Origin of the sequence: Psychrosphaera aquimarina (genome assembly GCF_032461525.1) — a bacterium.
Lineage (GTDB): Bacteria > Pseudomonadota > Gammaproteobacteria > Enterobacterales > Alteromonadaceae > Psychrosphaera > Psychrosphaera aquimarina.
Window position 1 is genome coordinate 195,837 of record NZ_JAWCUA010000001.1, and the last position, 24,245, is coordinate 220,081.

Sequence of the window (24,245 nt, forward strand, 5' to 3'; positions counted from 1 at the left end):
AATATGAATATTGATGAAAAACAGGTATTAAAAGAACTCAAACTAAAGCAAATAGTTGAGGCTGCTATTTTTACTTCAGAAACACCATTAACTTTTGATAAATTAAAACAAACTGTATTGATTAATGTTAAAGTAAGCGACAGTTTACTAAACTCGATATTAAGTGACATAAAAAGTGATTATTCCTCAAGAGGAGTTAACTTAGTCAAACTGGCAAGTGGATATCGGTTTCAAGCGGCTGCTAATTTGGGGCAATGGTTAACAAATTTGTTATATGAAAAGCCTGCAAAATATAGTCGAGCACTATTAGAAACGTTAGCACTTATAGCTTATAAACAGCCAATTACCCGTGGTGAAATCGAAAATGTGAGAGGCGTTTCAGTAAGCTCAAACATCATACGAACTTTAGTTGAACGGAATTGGATTAAAGTGGTGGGACATAAAGAAGTACCTGGAAGGCCTTCTTTATACGGAACCACAAATGAATTTTTAGATTATTTCTCATTGACTAGTTTGTCTCAATTACCTGATTTAATTGAGCCGGAGTCATTAGAAATAATTGCACAAAGAATAGACAGTGAATTTATGGGGCAAGCCGACGAGAACACTAACCTATCTAAGGTAAATGTATCTGAGTCAGCTACTTCAGAAGAATTAAGCGTAAAAGCAGAGTAAAGAATTAATGAGTGAAAAATTACAAAAAGTATTAGCACGATCTGGAGTGGGTTCTCGTCGTGAGATGGAATCTTATATATCAAGTAATCGTGTCAGTATTAACGGCAGTGTTGCTAAATTAGGTGATCGTGTCGAGGGTACTGAGACAATTCGTGTTGATGGTCACATTATAGAAGTACGCTCGCAAACCGATGAAATTTGTCGAGTGATAATGTACAACAAACCTGAAGGTGAAATGTGTACACGAAAAGACCCTAAAGGTCGTCCTACGGTTTACGATAGATTACCAAAACTTAAAAATAGCCGTTGGATTGGCATTGGTCGACTCGATATAAATACCAGTGGTTTATTGTTATTTACCAATGATGGTGAGTTAGCCAACCGATTAATGCACCCGAGTTATCAAATAGAACGTGAATACTCAGTGCGAGTGTTTGGTGACGTACAAGATGAACACCTTAGAAATTTAGTGAAAGGCGTTGAGCTTGAAGATGGTATGGCTAAATTTGATAAAATCAAAGCTGACAAATCTAATCACGATGAAAACTCTAATAGTTGGTTCAACGTATCGCTAAAAGAAGGGCGGAATCGTGAAGTTAGACGCTTATGGGCATCACAAGAGTTAACGGTAAGCCGACTTATTCGAATTCGTTATGCAGATGTGACGTTAGAGAAACGTTTGATGCAAGGTGGGTGGAAAGAGCTCGGTTTAGAAGATTTAAATAAACTTCGTAAAAAAGTTGGTTTGGATAGAGAGTTAAGAGAGTTTAATCCAACGGTTACTGTTGATAATGCTCAGAGTAGGCGAGTTGAGCACGCACGTATAAAACGAGCCGTGAGAAAACATAAACAGCGTCGAATTGATAATCGATAGATTTGTAAAGATTTGAAAAAACCAAACGTTAAGTTTGGTTTTTTTATGCGAAAAATATGAATATTTAATCTTGGTCTGGTTGATGAGTTTGTAAGTTAAATATGAGTTAATGCTCTAATTTTATTGATTAAACTTAACTTAATGCTGAGTTTTAACTCTAAAAATGTAGAGCTTAAATCTAAATATTTATTTAACTTTTGAATTATGTAACTAACTGGTTGTACCAATCAAATAGTTGTGATATTCATTTAATCATGACAGGGCATTGATTGAATTTAAATCACAATCACAGTGTTAAATTTAGTCATCAAAAATAAAAATTATAATAAGATCGACCAGGAGAAATTATGGAAAACAAAACTATGTTGCGTTCGTTGTTGGCTATAGCAGTTGCAACGTCAATAGCCGCTTGTGGTGATAAAGCAGAAGATATTGCAGAGCTGGTAGAAGATCAAACTGCCATTGTTGAGCAAATAGAACAACAACAGGAAGAGCAAGAGGCTACATACACTGGTTCAGGCGGTACGGATCCAATCCCTCCTACTTTAGATGCACCATCCACAACAGAAGCTTTAACAATATCAGTACCTGGTGGTAAAGATGCCGAAGGTAATTATTTAGCATACCCATGGAATGCAGAAGGAACAACTCAGTTCTGGTATGGGCTAGATGAACACGAAGTCGTTATTCCAGAAGCCTCAGATAATGTTATCCATTTAACGTTTGCTGGTGATTATGATCCAGTAGACGGTACAGAAGGTCCTGGAGCTGAATTAGACGAAGTGCTTCGTGGTAAAACTGGTGCAATAACAGTCGTTCTTCCTGAAGGTGCATATAAAATGAATCAAGCATTACGCATTGATATGTCTTTAGATGCTTTTTCAGGGATTACAAGTTTGACCGTGCAAGGTCATGGTATTGATAAAACAATATTGTCTTTTACCGACTCAACAAATGTTGTTAGTGATTCTGTGCATTTCTCTAGCGCAACCGACTTAGAGTTGTCACATTTCACTGTTGTTGATTCAAACAAAAATGCAATATTAGTGGATGAAAGTACGGGTGTTTATATGCACCATTTAGGTACCATTTGGCCGGGTAAAGTTGATGCTGGAAATGGCGCATATGGTTTATATCCCGTTGAAAGCGATCATGTAATTATTGAAGACAGCTTTTCTTTTGGCTCGGCAGATGCCGGTGTATATGTTGGCCAAACTAATAACATTGTAGTAAGAAGAAATTTTGCTGTTCAAAACGTTGCAGGTATTGAGATTGAAAACTCAACAAAAGCAGATGTTTATGATAATTATGCATATATGAATACTGGTGGCGTATTAGTTTTCGATTTACCGATAGGAAATGGTCGTTACGGTTTAGGTACTCGAGTGTTTAATAATATTTCAGTATCTAACAATGAAGAAAACTTCGCAGCTCACGGTGTGGTTGGTTTAGTGCCTCCTGGAACCGGTATGTTGTTATTAGCTTCTGACACGGTAGAAGTATTTAACAATGACTTCTCAGGAAATGAAACATTTTCGGCTGTTGGTGTGAGTTATTTTTTAGTAGATAATGATGTTACTCAATATATTGGCAATCCTTCGACTGGAGCACCTGGGAAATACAGTGCTGTTATAGCTGATGGTTGGGAGCCTACTTTACGATCGATTAACATTCATAGTAATCGTATTACAAATTCAGGTACTAAACCTAGAGGAGATTTACTTGAAGCGCCTCTAACTGACGGCGCCCCAGGTGTATTGGGGGCTTACCTTGGAACTAGTGGTTATGTACCTGCTATTTTGACTGATGGTATGGGACAAAACCTCGCAGCAAACAATATTTTAGCCAGTATTGGGGAAATGCCTTATGAAGAGTCTGATTATTTCTGTGTTGATCCTGCACAAAACGTTTCTACAGGGACGGTTATTGAACATACAGGTGCTACATCTGTTATAGACATGTCAACTTTTGGACTCAACTTGGCTGCAGCTTCTTTTGAAGTGGACCATGATGGCAGTTACTTATTTAAATGTGATGAGCCTTTAGAGCGATTACCTGCTTATTCTGCAACTTTTAGAGGTGTGGAATTTGGTTGTGGCAAAGATGACAATGGTGACATTTGCACTAATGCAATGCCTCCACAAAATTTATAAATATATAATAAAAAATTAAGCCTTACTGTTTGGTAAGGCTTCTTTATATGTAGGGTGTAACTATGCAGTACTCTAAATTAATTAGTATTCTATTTGTGTCATTATTAACACTTAGTGCATGCGGTGGTTCAAGTAGTAATGGACCTGTAGATACAGATAGCGATGGTGTTGAAGATACTTTGGATGCGTTTCCAAACGACGCTTCTGAAACAAAAGATTCAGATAACGACGGCGTTGGTGACAATTCAGATGCTTTCCCTAATGATGCAAGTGAAACATTAGATTCAGATGAAGATGGTGTTGGTGATAATACAGATGTTTTCCCTAATGATGCATCAGAGACTATAGATACAGATGAGGATGGGGTTGGTGATAATGCCGATGCGTTTCCAATTGATGCCAGTGAAACGTTAGACACAGATGAAGATGGTGTAGGTGACAATGCCGATGCATTTCCAAATGATGCTAGTGAAACGTTAGATACAGATGAAGACGGTGTTGGCGATAATACCGATGCATTTCCAAATGATCCTACAAAGACGGTTACCGCTTGTATTGCAGAAGGCACAGAGGTGAATTTCGAGGCGTTAGAGTCCGAAAATTGTGAACTATTATCACAGTATAATTTATTTTCTGATTCAACCAACCCTACAACTGGGGTTAATGGCAACAAATCATTACCTTATGATTTATCAATGCCTTTGTTTACCGATTACGCCACTAAATATCGCTTTGTTGTCTTACCAGAAGATAAATCAGCAACATACAATGAAAATGAAGTTATGGATTTGCCGGTAGGTTCAGTATTAATTAAAACTTTTAGTCTGCCTTCAAATACTTCAATGCGTGGCTTTGCAAATGAAAAGTTGATTGAAACTCGTTTGTTGATCCATAGAGAATCTGGTTGGACGGCATTACCTTACATTTGGAATGCTGAGGGAACTGAAGCTGAATATAAACCTAGAGGAAAGACTGAGGCATTATCTTTAACTCATAATGGTTCTGAACTTGAGTTTTCTTATGTTGTACCGAGCGACTCACAATGTAAAGAATGCCATCAATTACTTGATACTGACACGGATGGAAAAGCTATTTCAGGATCTGGTAAGTTCTGGCCAATTGGCCCAAAAGCTAGATTTTTAAATTATGAAATTAGTTATAATGGTGAAGAGAAAAATCAATTAATAGCTTGGTCAGAAAAGAACATGTTAAGTGGCTTGCCTACGGAGCTTGACACTATTACTACAGTACCAGAATATCATGACGAAGATGCCGCATCGTTAAATAATTCGGTTTGGTCTGAAGAATACATTAATACTTTAGCGAGAGGCTATTTAGATATAAATTGCGCTCATTGCCATAGACCTATCGGTAGCGCTAATAATTATGGCTTGTTTTTGGAAAATAATAGAGAGTTAAGCACAGCCACTGGAATATGCAAGGCTCCAATAGCTCCTCCAGGTAATTCCAGTGTCGAAGGCACATTATTGGATATTAAACCTGGTGATGCTGATAACTCGTTTTTATATGAACGTATTACCACTGAAGATGCAGGTTTAAAAATGCCTAAAATTGGTCGGAGTTTGGTTCATACGGAAGGGACAGAGTTAATTAAAGTATGGATTAACTTGTTAGATAAAGACCCCTTTAATCAACAAGCTTGTCCTTAACTTAAATTTATGCAGTTGATATAAAAACCACCGAAAGGTGGTTTTTATATTGAATTATTTAGGTTGAACATCCAAAGATTGACCGTTAACACTTTTACTTTCATCAGCCATCAAATAAACATAGCTTGGCATTAATTGTTCCGGTGTTGCTAGTTTACTGACATCTTCCGATGGGTAAGCTTTGGAGCGCATGCTAGTTTTGGTTGCGCCTGGATTAATACAGTTAGTGCGGATAGAAGTATTTTCAAATTCATCTGCCATCGTTTGCATTAAGCCTTCTGTAGCAAATTTAGAAAATCCATAAGCCCCCCAAAAGGCACGGCCTTTTTTACCAACACTGCTAGATGTGAAAACAACAGAAGCACAAGGCGATTTTTTTAGTACTGGAATTAATGCCTGTGTTAAATAGAATGTTGCTTTAAAGTTTACTTTCATCACATCATCAAAGGTGCCTTCATCAACATGTTCTAGAGGGCTTAGCGCACCTAATGTTGAAGCATTATTCAGTAAGCCATCAAGTTTGCCGTATTCCGATAATATAGTAGAAGCCATATCTTGATAATTTTTTACAGTAGCGCCTTTCATATCGAGAGGTATGATAGAGGGCTCTTTATATCCTGCATTGACGATTTCATCATAAACCGCTTCTAATTTTTTTGTGGTTTTACCAAGTAAAATGACTTCAGCACCAAGTTGAGCAAATGTGATTGCGGCTTGTCGGCCAATCCCAGCTCCGGCACCTGTCACTAAAATAACTTTATTATTGAGTTCATTTGGTGATGTTTTAAAGTTTAAATGGTTCATAAATACTTAACTAAATGTTTTAAAATCGGCGCAATGTTACAGTGCTGCAAACAATAATTCACTACCGAGCGTTAAAAAGAGAATAAAAACCATATTATTTAATATTTTTGACTAGCTTATTACAAATAAGTGAGGTAACTTTAACTGGTCTAAGCTGTTAAAAAAGTGTCCATATAACAAACCAATCAATTGGTAAAAAAATAATTAGGACCCAGGGGAGAAATATGAATAAGTTAGCGATTAGTATAGCAATTTCGAGTGTACTAGGATTATCAGCCTGTGGAGATACAACTCTAGAAGATGTAAAACAGGAAACTCAAGAATTACAACAAGAAGTCGCTGCAAAAGCGGCTGAAAAATTTATACCACGAGTAAGTGTTGTTTGGGACCCAAGTGGGGGTAATATCTCAGTTCCAAATGATTTACTGCTAAGCGGGACAATCGACGGCACATTAGAAATGCCAGATGAAACCTCAGCGAAAAATGCCGGCGAAGCCGTCGATTTCGGAAATCCTGCCGCAGCAATCGGTGCACTTGATGGATGGGGTACACAAAACACATTCACTATCGCCTTAAATTATGCAGATCCAAGTGTAACCATTGACCCAACAACTATTCTGTCTGGTGATGCAGTATCTGTTTATCAAGTTGAGAAATTCCCAAGCCTTACTGATCCAGATTGCACTAACGCCGCATATTCAGGTTTGATTTGTAAAGGTCTAGATAAACTTACCTTTGGTGTTGATTATGTAACTTCAATGGCCGGCGGAAGCATTGCTATAACCCCATTAAAGGCACTTAAAGCTGGCGCGAGTTATGCTATCGCTTTAACAAAAGAAATTAAAGATACTAACGGTAATTCGTTAATGCCTTCTTCAACTTATGGTTCAGTTGAGCAAGATATTGAAACAACTCCTTTAGTATTACCGTCATTAACGGCAGAAGAGTTAAATTCAACCCAAGCTGGTATTCGATTATTACAAACGATGACGAATAACTTTGAAAACTCACTAGCGTCGGCATTTGGTGCTAATAAAGATAGTATTGTTTATACCCAAGTATTTACGGTGCAATCTGCAGGGGTAGCTACATCAGATCCATTGCAAATTACTAAATTATTGAATGCTAAGACTTTTGCTGCTGCAGCGTTAAGTGAAGATCCTATGGTTCAAATATCGGCGGCGTTCCCAATCGTAAGTCAAGGTTATACTGTAGCCAACGCACTTGTCGGGGCTGGCGCAATAGAAAATGATCCAGCATCTACGCCTTATGCACTATTTAACTCTGCCAATCTATATGGCGGTTATATTGATGTTCCATATTATTTAGAGAATACAACTACAGGCAATCCTTTAACTGGTCGTTGGGAAGCTGCATGTGACAGTGGTGCAATTTTGAAATCTGCAACAGCGGAACAATTAGCAGCAGGTACACCAGGTACTAATCATGCGACATGTCAAGCTTTAGGTTTAGCGGATTTAGGCTTAGATACACAACGTCATCTAACTAAATACAACCCAGTTCCTGCCGTAAAAAGTATGGAAAAAGTAGAAGTACAAATTACGTTGCCGAATATAGATAATGCAAACATAATACGTGGTATCAATGGCTTATCTCCGATCACGGCTAAGCCAGACGCTGGCTGGCCAGTGGTTATTTTACAACACGGTATCACTTCTAATAAAAATGATATGTTAGCTGCTACTGGTTTCTTATCTATGTTCGGTTTTGCTACTGTAGCGATAGATCATCCACTGCATGCAACACGTGGTTTTGTTTCTGGTGAAGGTGAGACGGCTAAAGTGATTAATGCATCATCGGCTGTTACAGGTAACGACCCAACACACTACTTAAACTTATCAAGCTTATTAACAGCTCGTGATAATTTGCGTCAATCTATAGCGGATACTTTAAAATTAAGGTTATCTTTAAATGGATTAGTTGACGCAACTGCAGCTGTAGATGCTAGCGGTAATTTAGCTGACCCTAGTGCGATTGTGAGAAATATAGTGGATAGCTCAAAAGTCTATTATATGGGCCACTCTCTAGGTGCAATTACGGGAGCGAGCTTTACTGCAATTGCAAACTCACCAGTGAGTGCAGCATTAGTAACTGACTCAACTATTGAAGACGAAGCTGTAAGACAAGCAACTGCTGAAGCTACGGCATCACAGTTAGCAGCCTTATATAAAGTTAACGCTTCTATGTTAGCTAATCCAGGTTCATCAATAGCTAACTTTTTATTGGAATCTGGTTCATTTGGTGACTTAGTTTCTGCATCAGTTGTTTACGGTTTAGGTAATGAGTTAACAGAAGCTATGTCTGCATATTTAACACCAGCAGCTCTAGGTGCAATTATTGCGGCAAACCCTTCTTGTGCTGCTGCAACTACCGATCAAAATACAGCATTGGTTTGTGCCTATAACGCATTTAAAGCTGAAGCGTCAGCTGAACAGTTAGCGGGTATTCAAGCTGGGTTGCAACAGTTCGCTTTTGCAGCTCAAACGGTTTTGGAAGCGGGTGATCCAACCAACTACGCTGCAACATTAAAAGCGACAAATACTCCTGTATTAATGGTTGAAATGGTTGGTGATATAGAACTAGGTGGTGCAAACCCATCTGACCAAGTGATTCCAAACTCAATTGCAACAAATCCATTGGCAGGTACTACAGGTTTGGCTAACCAATTAGGATTAGCTAGTGTAACTGAGTCTATGCTGAACTCTAGCGAAACAGTTAGCGGTATCGTAAGGTACACTAAAGGTTCTCACTCAACTATGTTGTCTCCGTCTACAAGTTTACCAGAGCCATATAAGACTATTTACGGTAGCCTTAATCAAGAGCTACAATTGATGATGTCTTATTTCTTCTTAAGCGATGGACATTCAATTCAAGTTTCTCAAGGAATAATTGATAATTGCATTATTCAAGATACGTCAAATGCAGCTTGTAATCCTTAATGACTAATTAGTTATTTATTAAAATAAAAACCAGCCTCGGCTGGTTTTTTTATGTGCATATGTTTTTGAATTTAGGGTTTAAATTCGTTATTTAAACCTCATATAGTAAAAAACTTTAACAGTAAGGATTTTACCTTGGAATTTTTATACGAGTACGGATTGTTTGTTGCCAAAGCAATTACCATCGTGGTTGCAATTGGATTAGTTATTGGCCTGATTGTTAATGCGGCTTCTAAAGGAAAAGTGAGCGGCAAAGGTGAATTGTATGTCGACAATATTTCTGAAGATATAGAAGATACAATAGTTGATCTTAAACGTTCGTTTTTAAATAAAGATGAATTAAAAGCATTTGATAAAAATCTGAAAAAAGAGCTTAAAAAAGAAAGCAAAAACAAAGAATCAGAAAAGCGTTCAAAATTATTCGTTATTTCTTTTGACGGTGGCGTGTATGCCGATGAAGTTGAATCTTTAAGAGAAGAAATCTCAGCAATTATCTCAATAGCACAACCTGAAGACAAAGTTCTGATTAAATTAGAAAGCCCAGGTGGAGTTGTACATGGTTATGGTCTTGCCTCATCTCAGATAGCTCGTTTACGCAATGCAAATATAGAAGTGATTGCCTCTGTAGACAAAGTTGCAGCTAGTGGTGGTTATATGATGGCCTGTGTTGCCAATAAAATTATATCAGCCCCATTTGCCATTATTGGTTCTATAGGTGTAGTTGCTCAGTTGCCAAACTTTAACAAGCTATTAAAAAAACATGACGTTGAAATAGAGCAGCATACTGCAGGGAACTTTAAACGTACCTTAACTATGTTAGGTGAAAACACAGATGAAGCTCGTGATAAATTCAAACAAGAATTAGCTGACACACATATTTTATTCAAAGACTTCGTCAGTGAATATCGTCCACAATTAGACATTGAAAAGGTAGCCACTGGTGAGCATTGGTATGGCAAACAAGCCCTTGATTTAAAACTGGTTGATGAATTATCAACCAGCGATGATTTTGTATTAAATGCAGTGAAAGATCATACTTTATATAAAGTGGAATATAAGATTAAACAAAAACTAGCTGAGAAGCTTGGTGTGGCTGCAGCAGCTGGTATTTCTAGCATGGTCAGCAAAATGACTACTTGGTCTTTCACCGCCAATAAATAACTTCATTTAATTTCTAAAAGGCTAAAAATATGTTCACTGGAATAGTACAAACTAAAGCTTTGGTGGTGTCGTTTGTTGGTAATGATAAATTTAAAACACTGACCGTAGATGTTTCCAGTGAATATTTAAATAATCTAACTATTGGGGCAAGCATTGCTATTAATGGCGTGTGTTTAACCGTCACTCAATTTGATCAAGATAAAGGCAAATCTAACGGCCAAGCTCAGTTTGACATCATTGATGAGACGTTATGTAAAACTAATCTACTGAGCATTAATGTGGGCGATGAAGTTAATTTGGAACGTTCGGTTACCTTTGGTACTGAACTGGGCGGGCATATTGTTTCCGGTCATATTCAAACGGTTGCTAAAATTTCAGATATCCAAAACAGTAAAGATAACTGCAAAATGACGCTAACGTTAGACGCACAGTGGATGAAATATATTTTATATAAGGGGTTTGTTTCTGTTAATGGTTCTAGTCTTACGGTTGGTAACACAAACAAGAATAGCTTTGATTTGCACTTAATTCCCGAAACATTAAAACTAACCAATTTAGGTGTAGCAAAGGTGGGGGATTATTTAAATATTGAAGTTGACCAACAAACGTATTCAACCGTTGAAACGGTAGAGCGCTATTTAAAAGAACATTACACCAAGGTATAAGTTTAGTTTACTTGGTGTAATGGTGTTTTTTAGTAGTATTGCTCATCATCGGCATCTATCGTTAATTCAACTTTTTGATGTGCATCATCCAAATGCATGCCCATATGTATTGCATTACAGCAAGCAGGGCAGTCTTCGTAATAGTTTTGATCGCCATTGCTTGCATCAAACTCAAAATTAACATTTTGTCCACAGTGTGGGCACGATATGGTTTTATTAAATGTATTCACTTGCCTACTCCTTAGGCTTTTTCACCCCCGTGATTACTTCTACCACCATCGACTGCAATGATTTGCCCGGTAACGTAGTTCGCATCAATTAGATATAAAATTGCTTGTGCTATATCTTCAGGTGAACCTAGCCTTTGTAAAGAAATTTCACTTAACACTTGGTGTTTATCCTGATCATTTAAGTCATTTTCATGCCATAAAATTGCACCAGGTGCGACACCATTCACTCTTATATTAGGAGCTAATTCACGAGAAAGCGACTTTGTTAACATAGCTAATCCAGCCTTAGCCATACAATATACCGAATAACCTTTAAGCGGACGTTCGGCATGAATATCTATCATATTAATAACACAGCCTTTTGTTTGTTCCAGTTGCTTTTTGAATGATTGAATTAAGAAAAATGGGGCTTTTAAATTGGTCGACATTAAATCTTCCCATTGGCTTAATGCGGTTTCTCCCACATCAGTTGGGTAAAAACTACTGGCGTTATTCACCAACACATCTAATCGCCCAAACACAGAAGTTACTTTGTCCGCAATTTGTTGATACTGTTCGAATTTTGTTAAATCACCTGTAACTAGTTTGGCCGTGTTCGGCGCAATGTGATTTAACTCATCAACCAAACAATGAGCCTCGTCGGTAGAGCGATTACAATGCACAATAGTTTTATAACCTTGTTGATGCAAACTTCTAGCTGTTTGATTACCAATTCGTTTTGCGGAGCCTGTTACAAAGGCTACCTTTTCATATTGAGTCATATATTCTTATTATTTTCTACTGAGGTGGTTTATTGAGGAATGTAACCATTGTAAGTCTTGCAATAGTCAAACTGCAAATTGAATATACTTGGTGTGCTTGCGTTAATGGGCTATATAAAATAAAATCCCCAACTCACTAAATTCTTTAATTTTTTGGCATAAATACTGAACGGACTGTAACCGTACAAATATGTCATAAATCTTAACAACATTAAGTATAAGCGACGCATTGTAGGCGCCGCCACTGTACCAAGGAATACTCATGCCAGTTATTACATTACCTGATGGAAGTCAGCGTTCATTCGACCATCCTGTTTCAGTTTTAGATGTTGCCAATGACATCGGCCCAGGTTTAGCTAAAGCGACCATCGCCGGTAAGATCAACGGTGTACAAGTTGATGCATGTGAAATTATGGAACAAGATGCGGCCTTGCAGATCACAACGGCCAAAGATGATGAAGGATTAGAGATTATTCGTCACTCTTGCGCACATTTATTGGGTCATGCAATTAAGCAGTTATATCCAGATTGTAAAATGGCAATTGGTCCTACAATTGAAAATGGCTTTTATTATGATATCGATATGGAACACTCATTGTCGCAGGATGATATCTTAGCTATCGAAAAGCGCATGATGGATTTGGCAAAAACAAGTTATCAAGTTGTTAAGAAAACCGTAAGTTGGCAAGAAGCTCGAGATGTATTTGAGTCACGTGGCGAAATGTACAAAATTCAAATTCTTGATGAAAACATTGAGAAAGATGATCGTCCAGGTTTATATCACCACGAAGAATACATAGATATGTGTCGTGGTCCACACGTTCCAAATATGAAGTTTTGCCAACACTTTAAATTAATGAAAGTAGCTGGTGCATACTGGCGTGGCAACTCTGACAACAAAATGTTGCAACGTATTTACGGCACAGCATGGGCAGATAAAAAACAATTAAAAGCGTATTTAAAACGTCTTGAAGAAGCAGAAAAACGTGATCACCGTAAAATAGGTAAAACATTAGATTTATTCCATTGGCAAGAAGAAGCGCCTGGAATGGTGTTTTGGCACAATGACGGTTATGCAATTTATACTGAACTAGAGAAGTTTGTACGTAAAAAACTAGCTGAATATGATTACGATGAAGTTAAAGGTCCATTAATGATGGATCGTTCTTTGTGGGAAAAATCAGGTCACTGGGACAAGTATGCAGACAACATGTTTACGACACAGTCAGAACATCGTGAGTATGCAATTAAACCAATGAACTGTCCTGGGCACGTTCAAATATTCAACCAAGGGTTAAAATCTTACCGTGATTTGCCACTGCGTATGGCTGAGTTTGGTTGTTGTCACCGCAATGAACCATCTGGTGCCTTACATGGTTTAATGCGCGTACGAGGCTTCACCCAAGATGATGCACACATATTCTGTACAGAAGAGCAGATTCAACAAGAAGTAACATCTTGTATCAAGATGGTATTTGATTGTTATAAGACACTTGGCTTTGAAGATATCAGTATCAAATTATCGACTCGTCCAGAACAACGTGTAGGCAGCGAAGAAAGTTGGGATAAAGCTGAAAAAGCATTAGAAGATGCACTTGCGGCCAATGAACTTGATTTTGACTTCCAACCTGGTGAAGGGGCGTTTTATGGTCCTAAGATTGAGTTTACTCTACATGATTGTCTAGGTAGAGCATGGCAATGCGGCACTGTTCAAGTCGATTTTTCTATGCCAGGTCGTTTAGGTGCAACTTATGTTGCTGAAGATAATGAACGTAAAACACCTGTAATGATCCACAGAGCTATTTTAGGTTCAATGGAACGTTTTATCGGAATTATGATTGAAGAATATGCTGGATTGTTACCAACTTGGTTAGCGCCAAAACAGGTAGTAATTATGAATATTACCGATTCTCAGTCCGAATATGTGCAAAAAGTGCAAAAAAAGTTAAAAGAACATGGAATTAGAGTCATTTCGGACTTGAGAAATGAGAAGATAGGCTTTAAGATCCGTGAGCATACTCTTAAACGCATTCCTTACATGTTAGTTGTCGGTGAAAAAGAGAAAGAAACTGGACAAGTTGCAGTCAGAACTCGTAAAGGTGAAGACTTAGGTTCGGTAACTTTGGATGAATTCATCACTCAATTTGACGACGTAGTAAGTAATTATAATTAAGAGAATGCAGTTTAGTGTTAACAACATAAAATTGCATAATAAATTTGTGGTGAGTGGAACAATACATAACAACAAAAGTAGCGTTTCACTTTAATATTATTATTTTTGGAGGATTTTGCCATTAGAGCGCAAAACAAGAGAGGCCAAAAGGCTGCTCAAAACAGGTTAAATGAAGAGATAACACTTACTGAAGTTCGATTAGTCGGACTAGAAGGTGAGGCTTTAGGTATAGTTTCAATTGAAGAAGCATTAACAGCAGCCTCAGAAGCGGGTGTTGATTTAGTTGAAATTAGTCCAAATGCAGAGCCACCTGTTTGTAAAGTGATGGACTACGGCAAATTTCTATACGAAAATAGTAAAGCTCAAAAAGAGCAAAAGAAGAAGCAAAAGCAGATTCAGGTTAAAGAAATTAAATTTCGACCTGGAACTGACGAAGGCGACTACCAGGTAAAACTACGCAACCTGCGTCGCTTCATAGAAGCCGGTGACAAAACGAAAGTTACGATCCGCTTCCGTGGCCGTGAGATGGCACACCAAGGCATAGGTATAGATTTATTAAATCGTGTTAAAACCGATTTAGAAGATATATCAAATTGTGAGTCTTTCCCTTCTCGTGCAGAAGGAAGACAAATGGTGATGGTACTCGCGCCAACAAAGAGTAAGTAATTATTACTCACATGTAGGTAACTAAGGCCTTCAAAGTAGCTAACTATTCTTTTGAACAAGTAACTCGCCTTATTACTATTTTATTAACATAGACCAATGCGGAGTCTAGGCCAATGCCTAAAATGAAAACCCATAGTGGAGCGGCTAAACGCTTCAAAAAAACTGCCTCTGGCGGTTACAAACGTAAACAGTCTCACTTACGTCATATTTTGACTAAAAAGAGCTCTAAGCGTAAACGTCACTTACGTAACAAAGAAATGGTATCGAAGGTTGATAAACCGTTGATCGACCGTATGTTACGCGTTTAATTAGAGGAGACTGAACAATGGCAAGAGTAAAACGTGGTGTACAAGCTCGTAAGAGTCACAAAAAAGTACTAAAGGCTGCTAAAGGTTATTACGGAGCACGTTCACGTGTTTATCGCGTAGCGTTCCAAGCAGTAACTAAAGCTGGTCAATATGCTTACCGTGACCGTCGTCAAAAGAAACGTGTTTTCCGTCAATTATGGATCGCTCGTATCAATGCGGCAGCTCGTCAAAACGGTTTGTCTTACAGCAAATTCATGAATGGTTTGAAAAAAGCATCTATTGAAGTTGATCGTAAGATTTTAGCTGACATCGCTGTTCACGACCAAGCAACATTTGCTGCTTTGGTTGTTAAAGCTAATGAAGCTTTAGCTGCTTAATTAAGCACACAGTTTGAATTATTAAAAAAGGAAGCCTAGCCTTCCTTTTTTATTTCTGCTTTTATATATCTGTCTTTTTTGTTTTTAGAAAAAACACCGTATTCATTAGAATCATCATATTGCATTACAAATACTTGATTTGGCATAAAACAAGGTTTGTTGAACTCAATATAAACATTTCCTAAATCTTCTTCTGTTTTCTTATAGATACTCGATAAACACTGATGAGCATTGAACATCCCATGCATTAATACTGACTTTAAACCTAACTTTTTAGCTAAATATGGATGTAAATGGATAGGGTTTAAATCACCAGACAATAATGCGTACTTCCATGCGGTCTTTAAATTGATCGCATAACTACAGAAAGAATCACCTAATTGCATGATCTCAGCTTTTTCAGTGGTCTCTCTTCGATTGGCTTTATAACCCGGCTTTTTATCTAACATTACGTTAGTATTTTGAATGGTTAACTCACCTTGTTGAAAAAAGTCAGTGACAATTTGGTATGTGAGACCCTTGTTGCTTGATTTACAGCTTTTTACAGTGACTTGGATATCGTAGGGTAAAAACCAATTGTGTTTCGCAAATTGGTTTATTTCGCAACTCAAATGAATCAACCCCAATAACGAGGATGGAATAGGGGCTTGAGCAATACATTGAATCGTTGTTCTAAATCCCGCTAAGAAAGCGTAGCTCTTTATGTTATCAGGGTGACCAAAAGCTTTGGTAAACGAAGAGACTTGTTTCTCAGATGCGTAAATGTTCTTTACCGTGATTGAGAAAGGATTAAATTCTTCTAATTTGCACTTTTTAGAATTTATCGCACGGAAAATTAATCTTGGAACTGAGAACAACGGCTGAATATTAGACATAGGTAAGTTTAGGTAAGTTAATCTGCGCCAAGGATAAAAAACAAATGCGATCTATTCAATTAATCATTGGATTAATTTACGTTTATTTAGTGATAAGTAAGGAGATAGTGATAATTTGTTTAACGTAAATTAAATAATGGCGACGAATTAACGTTAATTAAGTTATATCCATTAAAATTTATCAAATTAGAATGGTAAGATCTAAGTTAGATTGAAAATATGAGATCCAAGACTTATGTAATTAACCTTTATAAAGTCAAATGTATTTCAATGACCTAATTAATTGTAAGTAAGAAGAAAAGTAATGAAAATTGACGTTATCCCTGTTACGGCTTTCCAACAAAACTGCAGTATCATCGTATGCACAGAAACTAATAAAGCGGCAATTGTTGATCCCGGTGGTGAAATAGAGCGGATTAAAGCTAGGTTAACAGAGTTAAATGTTGAGCCAGAAAAAATATTAATTACCCATGCGCATATTGATCATGCCGGCGGGACAAAAGATTTGTCAGAAGCATTAAATTTGCCTATAGAAGGACCAGAGTTAGAAGACCAATTTTGGATAGATAAACTAGCAGATCAGTCTCGTATGTTTCAGTTCCCTGAGTCTAAACCTTTTGTGCCTGCACGCTGGTTAAAGCACAACGATACGGTAACAGTGGGTAACTTAACTTTTGATGTTAAACATTGTCCTGGACACACTCCAGGCCATGTAATCTTTATCAACCATCAATATAAATTTATTTGGGTAGGGGACGTTTTATTCAAAGGTAGTATGGGCAGAACGGACTTTCCAAGAGGCGATCATCAAACCTTGATTGACTCAATCCATGCAAATTTATTAACCTTACCAGATGATTATCAATTTTTGTCTGGTCACGGTGAAGTTTCCAGTATTGGTTATGAGAGAAATACGAACCCTTACATTCGTTAATGGGTTTACATTACAGACAATAAAAAAGCAGCTTAATCGCTGCTTTTTTTAACTAGTAACTAGTAACTAGTAACTAGTAACTAGTTATTTTTAAACTCATCACATGCTTTTGTATCTTTACACTCACCATATAAATATAAACTATGGTGGGTTAATTTCACATTGTAACGTTCCGCTACCATAAGTTGGTGTTGTTCAATAACGTCGTCTTCAAACTCAATAACTCTGCCACACTTAAGGCAAACTAAATGATCGTGATGATGTTTATCACTTAATTCAAAAACAGATTTACCGCCTTCAAAGTGATGGCGCGTAACAATACCGGCATCATCAAATTGGTTAAGTACTCTGTATATCGTAGCCAATCCAATTTCTTCATCTTGCTCTAACATTAACTTGTATAAGTCTTCGGCACTGATATGTTCATCAGGAATTGATTTAAGTATCTCCAACACTTTAAGTCGAGGAGAGGTTACTTTTAAACCGGCGTTTTTTAATTGAAGGTCGTTTTCACTCATTTTGTAATTTTTCTTATTGTTAAGTTGCAGATGATTATAGGCAAAAAAGCCAATTAATTAAACCATGAGTAAATTAAGGTTATATTACACGTTAATTTACGATAAATTTTTTGATTAAATAGTACTAGCCCATAAATCATATTCATCAGAATGGTCAATGTTGACATTAACTAATTGGCCGGCTTCTAAGTTTGTTTCACCATTTAAGTACACCATACCATCAATTTCAGGTGCGTCCGCAAAAGTTCGACCAATAGCGCCTTCTTCATCAACTTCATCAATTAATACAGACATCGTTTTACCAATTTTAGCTTTTAATTTATTGGTACTAATAGCTTGTTGTTTTTCCATAAAACGAGCATAACGTTCTTCTTTCACATCTTCGTCAACTTGACCTTCAATCTCATTAGCTTTAGCACCTTCAACTGCACTGTATTTAAAACAACCAACACGATCTAGTTGAGCGTCTTCTAACCAATCTAACAACATTTGGAAGTCTTCTTCAGTTTCCCCTGGGAAACCAACAATAAAGGTAGAACGAATAACAATTTCAGGACAGATTTCACGCCATTTGTTGATGCGTTCTAAAACACGTTCTGCTTGACCTGGACGTTTCATCGCTTTAAGGATCTTAGGACTTGCATGCTGAAATGGAATGTCTAAATAAGGCAGTAGTTTGCCTTCAGCCATCAGAGGAATGACTTTATCAACCGACGGGTAAGGGTAAACATAATGTAAACGTACCCACATTCCCATCTCACCTAATTTTTCACATAAGGTCTTCATGTCTGTTTTAACCGGTGCGCCGTTCCAAAAATCCATTTTGTGTTTAACGTCAACACCATAAGCACTGGTATCTTGTGAGATAACCAATAACTCTTTAACTCCTGCAGCTTTCAACCGTTCAGCTTCTGATAATACTTCACCAATAGGGCGGCTGACTAAATCCCCTCGCATTGAAGGAATAATGCAGAACGTACATCTGTGGTTACAACCTTCAGATATTTTTAAATAGGCAAAATGTTTTGGTGTTAATTTAACGCCATGATCCGGCACTAAATGTTCAAATGGGTTATGTTCTGGTTTTGGTAAATACTCATGAACCTGATTTAAGACTTCTTCGTAAGCATGTGGGCCAGTTACGGCTAAAACATTTGGATGAATTTCACGAATTTCATCGTCTTTAACACCTAAACAACCCGTTACAATAACTCGACCGTTTTCTTTTAATGCTTCACCAATGGTATCTAGAGATTCTTGTACTGCAGTATCTATAAATCCGCAGGTATTAACGATGACAAGATCGGAATCATTATATGTATTTACTACTTCGTAACCTTCAGTACGTAATTGTGTAAGAATACGCTCTGAGTCCACTAAGTTTTTAGGGCATCCTAAACTAATGAAACCTATACGACTGCCAAGATCAAAAGACTGACCATCTTTAGCAGCTTGTTCATGCTGTTGTTCGATCACCTTTACCGGTGTTTCTAAAGTGGTGGTTTGTTTTGCTTTTGTTGGGTCGAATTTGTTTACTGTCATTTTGTCTCAATGGCTAAGGCTTTAAAATTGTGCGGATTATACAGTAAACCGAACTATGGTGGTAATAGTAGATATCCCTAAATGGACATTAAATATAAAAACACCGCTGAGGTAGCGGTGTTTTTTTATTATGTCTCTAAACTATTAAATAGAATCACTCATATCTAAGGGCTTTTATTGGATTTGCTTTTGCAACACTAACGGAGTTTGTTGTTACGGTAACCCAAGCAATAATCAACGCGCCAATACCGGCAATAGCTGATAATAATAGTATGTAACTATTATCGATACGATATACAAACAATTGTAGCCAATCACTCATTGCCCAATATGCAATTGGCCAAGCGATGATATTTGCAATTATGACAGGTTTGCTAAACTGCCATAAGAGTAATTTAACAATATCAAATACCGATGCCCCCATGACTTTTCTTATACCAATTTCTTTTGTTCGGCGGGTCGCCGTAAAATTAGCTAGGCCATATAAGCCAAGACAAGCAATAAAAATAGCTAAGCCAGAAAACGCAGCGAACATTTTGGCTTGGCCTTGTTCGGTTTTATACATATCAGCAACGTCTTGGCGTAAAAATGAATAACTAAACGGAATGTTGGCTATCGCATTACCCCAAATCGCTTCAACGTTTGCTTTTAATGTATCTGGGTTGCCATTAAACCTGGCTGAAAGAGTATGGCCCCAGGTTGCATTTAAGTTATATATTTCTGGTCTTATGGTTGCGCGTAAGCTTTCAAAATGGACATCATCAACCACACCTATTATCTCCAATTCAGCTTCTAAATTTTCATTAGGGTTTCCTCGGCTAGTAAATATGGATTGCCCTAATGCATCAGAGGCACTGTTGAAACCTAAACGACGGGCTGCAGACGAGTTAATAACTATGGATGATTTTCTATTTGCACCTTCACGTATTTGAGCGGTAGCAAGAGGTGTGTCATTACGTTCTTTTTGATAAGTACGTCCAGCCAACACCTTAATTTCATAAGTAGCAAAGAAGTCATAACCAACACCACGTTGGCCCATCAATAATGCGTCGTCTTTCGACATACCCGGTAAACGGATCATGGTATTGTTTTGATTGGTGTTACCGGGCGTTTCATTTGACCAAGTGATCGCGGTTACTTGTGGATCTTTGCCGATCTCTTTAACTAGCATATCCAGTTTTTCGCTAACCACATCTAAACCAATGCGGTGTACTAATAGCATATTGTCTTTGTTAAAGCCGGGATTCATTTTATCTGCATATTGCATTTGGCTATAAACCACAGCGGTAGAGATAAACAAGCCAATGGATACCGCAAATTGCATGACTACTAATATGGCTCTTAATTTTACCGAGGCACTAGATTCAGCTGATTTGTTGGCTTTTAATACCGTTGCCGGTCTAAAGTTAGACAATACAAATGCAGGATAAAGCCCACCTAAAATACCAACGATTAATGCCAATCCTGTAATTTGTAACATGTCGGTAGAAGCATAATTGATGACTAACTCTTTATTTAAAACCTCGTTATAAAAAGGCAGTGCAATTTCAACCAAACCGATAGAGATAGCTAATGCAATGAAGGTCACCAATACCGACTCACCTAGAAACTGGAAAATTAAGTTTGAACGAGACGCACCCATTACTTTACGTAATGACACTTCTTTGATCTTTGACTAGCACGTGCCGTTGATAAGTTCATAAAGTTAATGATGGCGATGATCAATATAAGCAGGGCAATAGCTGAGAAAATAAAGACTCGTGTCGCATTGCCACGTTCAGTCATTTCACCGCTGCCTACCGCATGTAAGTGTAAGTCTTTAATATTCATGGCACTTAAGGTAATAAAGTCAGACGGCTTAGCGTCAGCACCACCTATTGGTAGTTTTGGAAAGTTACGATTTGAAAAATCGTCAAACGTTGCGTTGATATGATCTAAGTCAGACGGATTTTTAGTTTGAAAATATAGCTGAGCGTTGACTGAAAACCATTGAGCAAAAAGAGAGGTGCGATCAGTCCAGTCATTTTCATCAATTAGCGCCAGCGCTTTAATTGGTAATTGAGTGTTAGATACTGAGTTTTCAATCACCGCGGTTATTTTGTAATCCCGTTTAAAATAGTCGTAATCTAAACTGAGAGTCTTACCTATTGGGTCTTCTTGACCAAAGTATTTGACCGCTAATTCTTTGGTTAATATTAGCGAATGTGGATCGTTTAACGCATTGCTTAAGTCACCAGATAAAGAAGTTAAATCAAACATAGTTAGGAAGTCTTTATCAACCAAGCTAACTTGTTGAATAAAGGTTTCTGCGCCCACTATAATTGCAGGTGAAATACTTGCCACACGAGAGGCTTGAGTTACTTGTGGGTAATCTTTTTTTAATGCATGTATCAATGGCCCTGGAGCAGACACCGCTTTAAATGGGTCGCGCCCTGGAATTTTAAATACAATATGAGAACGGTGTAATGTATCGGCATTTTTCCAGAACGTATCATAGGATAACTCAGAACGAACAAATAAGGTGATCAAGGTAACCGCCGCTAAACCAATAGCTAAGCCTAATATATTGATACTTGAAAACAGCTTGTTGTGGTTGATATTGCGCCAGCCACTTAATAAATAATTATAAATTAACATGTCAGTATTCCTTAGCTAACAGCTTTTAAGGCAGGCTCTACAACTTGACCATCTAATAAGGTGATAGTGCGAGTGGCAAATTCAGCATGTGCAGGCGAGTGAGTCACCATAACTATGGTCTTACCGTTTGCGTTGAGTTCTTGCAGCATTTCCATGACTTCATGGCCATGCTGAGTATCTAGGTTGCCGGTAGGTTCGTCCGCTAATATCATGCTTTGATCGCCAACCACAGCTCTTGCTACGGCAACACGCTGTTGTTGACCACCAGATAACTGGCTTGGCATGTGATTCGCTCTGTGCGCAATGCCCACTTGTTGCATAACTTTCTCCACTCTTTCTTTACGCTCAGCGCTTGGAATGTTGTGATAAAGCAATGCCAGTTCAATATTTTCCCTTACGGTTAATTCATCAATTAAATTAAAACTTTGAAAAATGAAACCAATATTATGCTTTCTAATGTTGGCTAATTTTGCCTCTGAGTAATTCGCTACATCTTCATCATTAAACCAATAATGGCCAGAAGTAGGGCTGTCCAACATACCTATGGTATTTAATAAGGTAGATTTACCACAGCCAGACGGCCCCATAATGGCAATAAATTCACCTTTGTTTATTTCAATGTCGATATTGTTTAATGCTGTTGTTTCAACGTTTTCAGTACGGTAACTCTTAGACAGATTTTGAATTTTTAACATTGTTGTTATTCCTTATTAATTATCTTTAGTAATTTTTATTTGTTCTATGTCGGTATAAGGTTGGTAGGTTGAGCTAATAAAATGCTCACCTGACGTTAAGCCTGATAACACTTCAATAAATTGATTGTTTTTACGGCCAAGTTTGATGTTGCGGCGACTTGCCGTATTGGTATTTTTGTTGATTACAAATAACCAATGTCCGCCTGTGTCTTGATAAAACGAACCATTTGGTATTAACAAGGTGTTAACAGGTTCACCTAAACTAAACTTGGTAGGCATCGCTTGACCGCGGCGAATATTTTCAGGTTGGACTTGATCAAATTGAAGATCGACTCTAAATGTGCCGTTGACAATTTGAGGGTAAATTTTGCTGACACTAAGTTGAAAGGTGGTGCCATTTTGTTCTGTGCTTGCTAGTTGCCCAATTGATACACGGCCAAGATAAAACTCGTCTATATTGGCTTCTAATTTAAAGGCTGAGGGTTCATCAATTTGCCCAATTCGTTCACCACGGCTAATTGATTGACCAATTTCTAAATCAAAACCTGAAAGCTTACCGTTAACTGGCGCTTTCATATTAAGGTTATCTATATTTTCTCGTGCAAACTCCAAGCTTTGCTCTAAACGCCCCCCGATAAGGTAAGAAACTTAAGTTGGTGTTCTTGCATGAGGGCATCTGTTTTTTGGCTTTCTAGAGTGATTTGTTTGCGTTGTTTGTAGTAATCAAGCAGGTCTGTTGTTTGTTCAAGTGCGCTTAAGGTTAGATTGCCTGCGGCTAATGCGCTTTGTTCTCTGGTCAGTTGTCGATTAAGTTTTTTAATTTCGTATTCAATTTCAATTAAGTTACGTTTGTGATTTAAGCGGTTTTGCTCCAACGACAACTCAATGGTACGCATATTATTTAATTGCTCAGTCACTGCGGCTTCATTACGCATTACTTCTAGTTGCAATTGTGTATTTGATAACACAACAATAGGTTGACCTGCTTTTAACAAAGTACCGTCATCCACTAATATTTTTTCAACTCTTCCCCCTCAACAGCATCTAAATATACGGTTTTAAGAGGAACAACTCGGCTGCGTACAGGAATGTAATCCTCGAAAATGCCAGTGGTAACAGTCTCTGTTGTAATATCACTGCTTGAAACAGAAATTGATTTACCGATATTGGTGGGTTGTTTTGTATAATAGACAACAGCCATAGCTATAATAACTATGGTAATAAAGTAGACTTTCCAATTTGTATTCTTAACTTCAATTTGTTTATCCATTGCGGTACCAGAATTGGCTTTATTAGGTGTTGTTAGATGTGGTTTATCCATGAATATCTCGTAGTTTTACAATTTATTGTCCAATTGCAGTGGTTGTGCCAATAGTTATCCTCCTGATTTGTAAGGAATTATCTAGGTTTCTATTGTGGGGTAATAATATGAAACCTACCCATTGGTCTAGTTAACCAATTAATTTGGTTATTTTGACCACTTTAGTAATAAGCAATAAATTTATATGTCTAATCGCGGTAAATAAGTTATACGCCGTTGAATAGTTGCGTATTTTTAGTTCAGCGT

24 protein-coding genes are annotated in these 24,245 nt (G+C 37.6%); 12 read left to right on the plus strand and 12 right to left on the minus strand.

From position 1 onward, the window contains the following. The first annotated feature begins 3 nt into the window (after positions 1-3). From scpB to RT723_RS00990, 4 genes are all read left to right on the plus strand, one after another. Complete coding sequence (scpB, locus tag RT723_RS00975; RefSeq protein WP_216055628.1) at positions 4-675, plus strand: SMC-Scp complex subunit ScpB; 672 nt, start codon at positions 4-6, stop codon at positions 673-675. Between the two features lie 7 nt (positions 676-682). Beyond that, entirely contained in the window at positions 683-1,549 is an 867-nt protein-coding gene (gene rluB / locus RT723_RS00980) for a 23S rRNA pseudouridine(2605) synthase RluB (protein ID WP_216055629.1), read from the plus strand. 347 nt (positions 1,550-1,896) lie between these two features. After that, positions 1,897-3,702, plus strand: coding sequence for a parallel beta-helix domain-containing protein (locus RT723_RS00985; RefSeq protein ID WP_315945527.1), 1,806 nt, complete (start codon positions 1,897-1,899; stop codon positions 3,700-3,702). A 62-nt stretch (positions 3,703-3,764) separates the two neighbouring features. After that, a complete protein-coding gene (locus tag RT723_RS00990) occupies positions 3,765-5,372 on the plus strand; it encodes an SO2930 family diheme c-type cytochrome (RefSeq protein ID WP_315945528.1) in 1,608 nt (535 codons plus the stop codon). Between the two features lie 54 nt (positions 5,373-5,426). Here the strand turns inward: RT723_RS00990 and RT723_RS00995 are convergent, their stop codons facing one another. Then, complete coding sequence (locus RT723_RS00995) at positions 5,427-6,176, minus strand: YciK family oxidoreductase (protein WP_315945529.1); 750 nt, start codon at positions 6,174-6,176, stop codon at positions 5,427-5,429. Positions 6,177-6,400: 224 nt separating this feature from the next. On the opposite strand from RT723_RS00995, the gene RT723_RS01000 reads away from it, so the two are divergent. The 3 genes from RT723_RS01000 (at position 6,401) to RT723_RS01010 (ending at position 10,962) form a co-directional block, all read left to right on the plus strand. After that, on the plus strand, positions 6,401-9,136 hold the full coding sequence (locus RT723_RS01000; RefSeq protein ID WP_315945530.1) for a VolA/Pla-1 family phospholipase: 2,736 nt from the start codon (positions 6,401-6,403) through the stop codon (positions 9,134-9,136). A gap of 135 nt (positions 9,137-9,271) precedes the next feature. After that, complete coding sequence (gene sohB / locus RT723_RS01005) at positions 9,272-10,297, plus strand: protease SohB (RefSeq protein ID WP_315945531.1); 1,026 nt, start codon at positions 9,272-9,274, stop codon at positions 10,295-10,297. A gap of 29 nt (positions 10,298-10,326) precedes the next feature. After that, positions 10,327-10,962 carry a riboflavin synthase subunit alpha gene (locus RT723_RS01010; RefSeq protein ID WP_315945532.1) on the plus strand — a complete coding sequence of 212 codons (636 nt, stop codon included), beginning with the start codon at positions 10,327-10,329 and terminating at the stop codon, positions 10,960-10,962. Positions 10,963-10,991: 29 nt separating this feature from the next. On the opposite strand, the gene RT723_RS01015 is transcribed toward RT723_RS01010, so the two are convergent. Both RT723_RS01015 and RT723_RS01020 read right to left on the minus strand, forming a co-directional pair. Continuing rightward, positions 10,992-11,192, minus strand: a complete 201-nt coding sequence (locus tag RT723_RS01015) for a CPXCG motif-containing cysteine-rich protein (protein WP_216055636.1) — start codon at positions 11,190-11,192, stop codon at positions 10,992-10,994. Positions 11,193-11,203: 11 nt separating this feature from the next. Beyond that, positions 11,204-11,953, minus strand: coding sequence for a pteridine reductase (locus RT723_RS01020; RefSeq protein WP_315945533.1), 750 nt, complete (start codon positions 11,951-11,953; stop codon positions 11,204-11,206). 262 nt (positions 11,954-12,215) lie between these two features. Between RT723_RS01020 and thrS the strand changes: the two genes are divergently transcribed. The 4 genes from thrS (at position 12,216) to rplT (ending at position 15,477) form a co-directional block, all read left to right on the plus strand. Beyond that, the gene (gene thrS, locus RT723_RS01025) at positions 12,216-14,126 is read left to right on the plus strand and encodes a threonine--tRNA ligase (RefSeq protein WP_315945534.1); all 1,911 of its coding nucleotides are present in this window, start codon (positions 12,216-12,218) and stop codon (positions 14,124-14,126) included. A 105-nt stretch (positions 14,127-14,231) separates the two neighbouring features. Beyond that, positions 14,232-14,792, plus strand: a complete 561-nt coding sequence (gene infC, locus RT723_RS01030) for a translation initiation factor IF-3 (protein WP_216055639.1) — start codon at positions 14,232-14,234, stop codon at positions 14,790-14,792. Positions 14,793-14,905: 113 nt separating this feature from the next. Beyond that, entirely contained in the window at positions 14,906-15,100 is a 195-nt protein-coding gene (gene rpmI, locus RT723_RS01035) for a 50S ribosomal protein L35 (protein WP_216055640.1), read from the plus strand. 17 nt (positions 15,101-15,117) lie between these two features. Then, positions 15,118-15,477, plus strand: coding sequence for a 50S ribosomal protein L20 (rplT, locus tag RT723_RS01040; RefSeq protein WP_215962909.1), 360 nt, complete (start codon positions 15,118-15,120; stop codon positions 15,475-15,477). Positions 15,478-15,512: 35 nt separating this feature from the next. On the opposite strand, the gene RT723_RS01045 is transcribed toward rplT, so the two are convergent. Further along, positions 15,513-16,352: a MaoC/PaaZ C-terminal domain-containing protein gene (locus tag RT723_RS01045; protein WP_315945535.1), complete on the minus strand. Its 840-nt coding sequence runs from the start codon at positions 16,350-16,352 to the stop codon at positions 15,513-15,515. Between the two features lie 304 nt (positions 16,353-16,656). Here RT723_RS01045 and RT723_RS01050 point away from each other — a divergent pair, with 304 nt between their 5' ends. Then, positions 16,657-17,286, plus strand: a complete 630-nt coding sequence (locus tag RT723_RS01050; RefSeq protein WP_315945536.1) for an MBL fold metallo-hydrolase — start codon at positions 16,657-16,659, stop codon at positions 17,284-17,286. A gap of 80 nt (positions 17,287-17,366) precedes the next feature. Here the strand turns inward: RT723_RS01050 and fur are convergent, their stop codons facing one another. The 8 genes from fur to RT723_RS01090 all read right to left on the minus strand — a co-directional run bounded on the left by fur (position 17,367) and on the right by RT723_RS01090 (position 23,999). Next, positions 17,367-17,804, minus strand: a complete 438-nt coding sequence (fur, locus tag RT723_RS01055; RefSeq protein WP_216055643.1) for a ferric iron uptake transcriptional regulator — start codon at positions 17,802-17,804, stop codon at positions 17,367-17,369. A gap of 114 nt (positions 17,805-17,918) precedes the next feature. After that, entirely contained in the window at positions 17,919-19,346 is a 1,428-nt protein-coding gene (gene rimO / locus RT723_RS01060; RefSeq protein WP_216055644.1) for a 30S ribosomal protein S12 methylthiotransferase RimO, read from the minus strand. Between the two features lie 154 nt (positions 19,347-19,500). Next, positions 19,501-21,006 carry an FtsX-like permease family protein gene (locus RT723_RS01065; protein WP_315945537.1) on the minus strand — a complete coding sequence of 502 codons (1,506 nt, stop codon included), beginning with the start codon at positions 21,004-21,006 and terminating at the stop codon, positions 19,501-19,503. Then, positions 20,988-21,983 (minus strand): ABC transporter permease, encoded by a 996-nt coding sequence (locus tag RT723_RS01070; RefSeq protein WP_315945538.1) that lies wholly within the window; start codon positions 21,981-21,983, stop codon positions 20,988-20,990. Before RT723_RS01070 ends, RT723_RS01065 begins: the two co-directional genes overlap by 19 nt. Before the next feature lie 11 nt (positions 21,984-21,994). After that, complete coding sequence (locus RT723_RS01075) at positions 21,995-22,678, minus strand: ABC transporter ATP-binding protein (protein WP_315945539.1); 684 nt, start codon at positions 22,676-22,678, stop codon at positions 21,995-21,997. Between the two features lie 15 nt (positions 22,679-22,693). Then, positions 22,694-23,290, minus strand: coding sequence for an efflux RND transporter periplasmic adaptor subunit (locus RT723_RS01080; protein WP_315945540.1), 597 nt, complete (start codon positions 23,288-23,290; stop codon positions 22,694-22,696). Positions 23,291-23,298: 8 nt separating this feature from the next. Next, complete coding sequence (locus RT723_RS01085; protein ID WP_315945541.1) at positions 23,299-23,688, minus strand: HlyD family secretion protein; 390 nt, start codon at positions 23,686-23,688, stop codon at positions 23,299-23,301. After that, positions 23,688-23,999, minus strand: a complete 312-nt coding sequence (locus tag RT723_RS01090; RefSeq protein WP_315945542.1) for a hypothetical protein — start codon at positions 23,997-23,999, stop codon at positions 23,688-23,690. The genes RT723_RS01085 and RT723_RS01090 overlap by 1 nt, the downstream gene beginning before the upstream one ends. Positions 24,000-24,245: the final 246 nt, after the last annotated feature.